Annotated in this window: 6 protein-coding genes and 1 pseudogene; 2 read left to right on the top strand and 5 right to left on the bottom strand. The window is 70.3% G+C overall.

From position 1 onward, the window contains the following. The 3 genes from P2P98_RS07230 to P2P98_RS07240 all read right to left on the bottom strand — a co-directional run. Positions 1 to 693, bottom strand: a 693-nt coding sequence (locus P2P98_RS07230) for a hypothetical protein (protein WP_275798550.1), incomplete at its 3' end; no start/stop codon positions are given. Further along, positions 690 to 1613, bottom strand: coding sequence for an ABC transporter ATP-binding protein (locus tag P2P98_RS07235; protein ID WP_275798552.1), 924 nt, complete (start codon positions 1611 to 1613; stop codon positions 690 to 692). The genes P2P98_RS07235 and P2P98_RS07230, both read right to left, overlap by 4 nt. After that, positions 1610 to 2011, bottom strand: coding sequence for a GntR family transcriptional regulator (locus P2P98_RS07240; RefSeq protein WP_275798554.1), 402 nt, complete (start codon positions 2009 to 2011; stop codon positions 1610 to 1612). Before P2P98_RS07240 ends, P2P98_RS07235 begins: the two co-directional genes overlap by 4 nt. A gap of 183 nt (positions 2012 to 2194) precedes the next feature. Between P2P98_RS07240 and P2P98_RS07245 the strand changes: the two genes are divergently transcribed. After that, positions 2195 to 2521, top strand: a complete 327-nt coding sequence (locus tag P2P98_RS07245; protein WP_275798556.1) for an ATP-dependent DNA ligase — start codon at positions 2195 to 2197, stop codon at positions 2519 to 2521. 27 nt (positions 2522 to 2548) lie between these two features. On the opposite strand, the gene P2P98_RS07250 is transcribed toward P2P98_RS07245, so the two are convergent. Together P2P98_RS07250 and P2P98_RS07255 are read right to left on the bottom strand one after the other, a co-directional pair. Continuing rightward, entirely contained in the window at positions 2549 to 3973 is a 1425-nt protein-coding gene (locus P2P98_RS07250; protein ID WP_275798558.1) for a HAMP domain-containing sensor histidine kinase, read from the bottom strand. Continuing rightward, positions 3973 to 4647, bottom strand: a complete 675-nt coding sequence (locus tag P2P98_RS07255; protein WP_275798560.1) for a response regulator transcription factor — start codon at positions 4645 to 4647, stop codon at positions 3973 to 3975. Before P2P98_RS07255 ends, P2P98_RS07250 begins: the two co-directional genes overlap by 1 nt. 145 nt (positions 4648 to 4792) lie before the next feature. On the opposite strand from P2P98_RS07255, the pseudogene P2P98_RS07260 reads away from it, so the two are divergent. Next, a pseudogene (locus P2P98_RS07260) lies at positions 4793 to 5312 on the top strand (hypothetical protein); the annotation flags it as partial.

Raw genomic sequence — 5312 nt, forward strand, 5'->3', positions numbered from 1 at the left:
CGGAGTCGCGCGCCGAAGCGTGAGGAACGACGACGACGCGAGCGCGGCGATCAGCACCAGACCCCAGAGCGCCATCCCGAACGCCCCCAGCGTCGCTCCGCCCTCGATGACAGCCGGCCACGAGCGCGTGAGGGTGACGATCCCGATGAGCACGACCAGGAGGAGACCCGCGCCCACGAGGGTGACCGTGGTCACGAGGGCGCCGAAGCGCTTGAAGATGGTCGCTCCCCAGAACCCGATGACGAAGAAGAACATGGCGACCGCGAAGAAGATGACTCCGGCAGCGAGGGGACCGGCCTCCCAGAGCCACGGCATGGAGAAGAAGTAGCCGTTCATGCCCCACCCGCCGGTCGCCTGCTCCAAGACGCCGCCGATGACGAAGACGACCGAGAGCACGACGGCCGTGATCCCCGCTGTCAGCAGGGTGCCGGTGAAGAACTCGCGACGCGTGACGCTCAGCGCCTGCGAGAAGGGGAACGTGCGGGTCAGAGCCTGCGCCCCGACCACGCCGAAATACCACAGAGGCGCTTGCGCTCCGCCGCTGATCTTCACCCCGTCGGCTCCGGCGGCCTGGACGATCCCGTAGACGAGGAGACTGAGCACGAAGGCCCCGAACAGGATGATCAGGGGCAGCCAGACGAAAGTCTGACGGTTGATCAGTTGCAGGCGGACCACCTTCAGCGTGCGGTTCATCGCAGCGCTCCTTCCGGGAGGGGAGCGCCGACCGTCGCGGCGGCGCGTGGGCTGGTGCTCTGCGTGCGACGCACGATGAGTTGCTGCAGCGATACCGGGGCGACCTCGAGTCGCGCCTCGACGAGCGCCCGGCGGTCCGCCGGGGTGAGCTCGCCGACGACGGTGACGGATGCCACCCCGCCGAGGCTCTCGCGATGGATGACCTCGCGCCCCAGGCAGAAGGCGTCGACCGCGATCGCGTCACCGACGATCGTCACGGCACTGTGGCGCACGGCATCCGTGTCCTCGTCCATGACGATGCGTCCACCGTCGAGCACGATGACCTTCTCGAGGAGGTTGGCGACCTCGTCGATCAAGTGGCTCGACAGGATGATCGTGCGCGGATGCTCGGCGTAGTCCTCGAGGAGGCGGTCGTAGAAGATCTGTCGGGCGACCGCGTCGAGGCCGAGGTACGGCTCGTCGAAGAAGGTGATCTCGGAGCGGGAGGCGAGGCCGATGACGACGCCGACCGCCGAGAGCTGTCCGCGCGAGAGCTTCTTGATCGTCCGCTTCAGCGGAAGCTGGAACTCCTCGACGAGACGGTCGGCGAATGCCTGATCCCAGTTCGGGAAGAACAGGCGGGCGGCACGGAAAGCGTGGGCGGGCTGAGCGTCGTCGGGGTACTTCTGACTCTCACGGACGAAGCACATGCGCGAGAGGACGCGCGGGTTCTCGTACGGGTCCTCGCCGAACACGCGAGCCTCGCCGCCGGACGCGAAGTTCTGCGCGGTGAGGATGGACATGAGCGTGGTCTTCCCGGCTCCGTTGCGGCCGAGCAGACCGTAGATCGAGTCCTTCTCGATCCGGAAGGACACGTCGTCGAGGGCGAGTCCGCCCCGGTAGCGCTTGGTGAGGCCCGTGGCCTCGATCACGGCGGTCATCGTGCGACTCCTTCGGTGCGGGGGGAGGAGGTGGGGGAGGCGAGCTGCGCACGCTCGCGGATGAGATCGGCGAGGTCGTCCGGGCCCAGGCCGAGGGTGCGCGCTTCGGCGAGGAGCGGTTCGACGAAGCGATCGGCGAAGGCTGTCCGGCGCTCGCGGAGGAGGGTGTCACGCGCGCCGGAGGCGACGAACATGCCGATGCCTCGACGTTTGTAGAGGACGCCCTTGTCGACGAGCATGGTGATTCCTTTCGCGGCAGTGGCGGGGTTGATGCGGTGGAACGCGGCGAGTTCGTTCGTGGAGGGCGCACGTGTCTCCTCGGCGAGCGAGCCGTCGACGATGGAGTCTTCGACGCTCTCGGCGATCTGGAGGAACAGCGCCCTGCCGTCGTCGATCATGCGATGTCCGTCCGTTGGTTCATTACTTGACTAAGTAACCATGCAACGTGCTCCTGCGCCGTGTCAAGACCGGAGATACTTCGCGGCGTGAGATACTAAGCGGACCCCGCATTGCTGCGCTTCCCGGCGCGGTCCCGCCCCTTGCACCACAGGACGCTTCAGTGCGCCAGAAAAGGACCAGCCGTGGGACGCCTCATCTACCGCGATCGCGCATCGTTCGACATCGACGACCGCATCCTCGCCCACCTTCGCATCGTCATCATGAACAAGTTGCGCCGCAACGAGGGGTTCATGCTGCAGCTCCCCGTCAACGAGGGAGTCCGCCAGGCCAGCATCTGGGTGCACGCCTCGAACGCCCTCGTGCTGCAGTTCTACGGCGGCCGCGAGCCGTCGATCGACCGCGAACTCGTGGATCAGATGATGCACGACGCCAGCAGCGCCGATGGGCTCACGCTCCTCTCGACGGGCCCGGTCATCGCCGCATCCCCGACACCGCGCCTCGCGCGCTGACCGGCGCCGACCTACTCCCGGGCCGACTCAGCTCCGGCGGTCTCCGCGAGGGAGGGTGACGACGAAGAGCGCCCCTCCCTCGTTCGGCAGGCAGCGGACGTCGCCGCCGTGTGCACGCGCGATCCCCCGCGCAATGGGCAGGCCGAGACCCACGCCCGTCGAGGAACGCGCGGGATCCAACCGCACGAGTCGATCGAAGATGCGCTCGTGGTCGCCCTCGGCGACGCCGGGTCCGTCGTCGGTCACCGTCATGACGACCTCCTTCGCGCTCTCATCCAAGCCGACGCGCACCGATCCGCGGCCGCCCGTCGCACGCGCGGCGTTCTCGATGAGGTTCGACAGCACCTGGCCGATGCGGTCGACGTCGACGGATGCCCTGACCGCGGCATCCGGAACCGTCGCGCGCAGATCGAGGTGCGGGTAGAGCAGCGGCGCCCGCTCCGCTTCCGCTCGGACGAGGTTCCGGAGGTCGACGTCGGCCCGCGCCAGCTCGAGACCCCGATCGACCCGGGCCATCATCAACAGGTCGTCGACGAGGCGCGAGGCGCGAGCGGCCTCTCGAGCCACTTGCGCGGCGAGCACCTCGCGATCGGGTCCGTCGAGATCGGCGCGTACGAGGGTGTCGGCGGCGGCGCGGATGCCCGCGACCGGCGTCCGCAGCTCGTGCGCCGCGTCCGAGAGGAAGGCGCGCAATCGCCGTTCGGCGCCGCGCGCGGCCTCCTCGGCACCGACGACATCGTCGAGCATGTCGTCGAGAGCGGTCGCGACGCGGCCGATCTCGGTGTCCGGCCGCGTCGGCCGCAACCGGCGGCCGCGCTCGCCCGCACCGATCGAGCGCGCGACCTCCGACACCTGGTCCAGCGGCCGGAGCGTCGCGCGCACGATGACGATCACCGCTCCAGCAGCGATGGCCAGAACGACAGCGGACGCGATCGCCATGATCCACCTGACCTGGACGAGGGTGTCCTCGATCCCGACCGCGGATGCCGTGAGCGTCAGCGTCGATCCGTCACTCAGGGTCGAGCTCAACGTCACGAGATCGTCGTCACCGCCGACCGACGAGGCGACGACCGTGACATCGGAACCGGTCGCGGTCGGTTGCGGCACCGTCCGCTCCCCAGGCCCCGGGCCACCGGGGCCCGGCGGGCCGTCGCGAAGTTGTTCCGGGCTGGGACCGGCGACGATCGAGCCGCCGCCCGCGCTGTCGATCCGCACCGCGAGGCCCTGGTCCGACAGACGCTCGGCTAGGTCGGCATCGTCGACCGTGCCGACGAGCGACGCGGCGGCGGCCGCGCGATCGCGCAGCCGCTCCTCGATCTGGCCTCGCAGTCGGGCACCGAGCGCGACATCGACGACGACCGACAGGACGATGAGCAGGACCGCGACGAGCGCGAGGACGGCGACGATCGTCCGGCGGCGGAGCGAGCCCGATCGCAGGGCGGGTGCAGCCATCACGGCGTGACGCTCAATCGGTAGCCGAGACCGCGCACGGTGTGAATCAGCCGCGGCCCCCGCGCTTCCATCTTCCGCCGGAGAGCACTGAGGTGCACCTCGACCAGGTTGGGGTCGTAATCGTCGTACCCCCACACCTGCGTGAGGATCTGGCCTTTCGACAGCGTGCGACCCCGACTCTCGGCGAACAGCCGCAGCAGGCGGAACTCGGTCGCGGTGAGTTCGAGCGGCCCACCGGCGCGGTGCGCGATCGCTGCGTTCGGGTCGACGACCAGATCCCCGACCGCGATGGTCTGGGGAAGGCGCCCGCGACGGCGCAGCACCGCACCCACGCGTGCCACGAGCTCGGCCACGGTGAACGGCTTGGTCACGTAGTCGTCCGCGCCCTCGGCGAACCCGCGCAGGCGATCGTCGACCTCGTCGCGCGCGGTGAGCATGATTACGGCGGTGTCGCCCTCGGCATGGATCACCGGGAGCAACCGGATGCCGGCAGGCCCCGGCATCATCCAGTCCAGCACCACGAGGTCGGGGCGGAAGGCGCGCAGACGTACCGTCAGATCGCCGCCGTCGGGTGCTCCCTCCGCGACGAAGCCCTCCGCGCGCAGCGCGGTGACGACGCTGATGCGGATGGTCTCGTCGTCGTCGAGCACGAGGACGCGGGCAGGGGTGGGCACCTCGTCACGCTAGGACCGCCCGCTGTGCGCTTCTTATGCGGTGGCTATGGCAGTGCTCGCTTCGTGCAAGCTTCAGGTTCGCTTCAGTCCCGACTCGAAGGCTGGTCATCGACGCCGGAGATCCCTCCGGTCAGGAAGGAACATCATGACCGACGACGACAACCCGACACTCCCGCTGCCGCGCACCGAGGAGCAGCCCGAACCGCAGCGTCACCGCTGGACTCGGCCCGCGCTCATCGCCGGTGCCGTGGTCGTAACGCTCGGCCTCGCCGGAGGCTCCGCCGCGATCGCCGCGCAGTCCGGTGCTCCCCTCGCCCTCGCGGGGGGCTCGACGACGTCCGCCCCGAGCGCTGACGGCGGCAGCGGGCCGGGCACCGCACCGATGCCGGGCGCCACCCCGACCGATGCCCCCACCCCCGGCGCCGATGTCCCGACTCCTGGCGCCGAGGCCACGCCTCCCGCCACGCCGGGCGACGGTGCCGGACCGGGCGCGTGCGAGCCGGGCGCGAAGGGTCCCGGGGGACCGGGTGCCGGGGGTCCGGGTGCCGCCACGCCTCCCGCGGACGGACAGGCGCCCACTCCTCCCGCCCCGCCCGCGGACGGGCAGGCGCCGACCCCACCCGCGCCTCCCGCCGACGGACAGGCCCCCACCCCGCCCACCGGTG

The sequence above is a fragment of the Microbacterium sp. Kw_RZR3 genome (genome assembly GCF_029222405.1).
Taxonomy (GTDB): domain Bacteria; phylum Actinomycetota; class Actinomycetes; order Actinomycetales; family Microbacteriaceae; genus Microbacterium.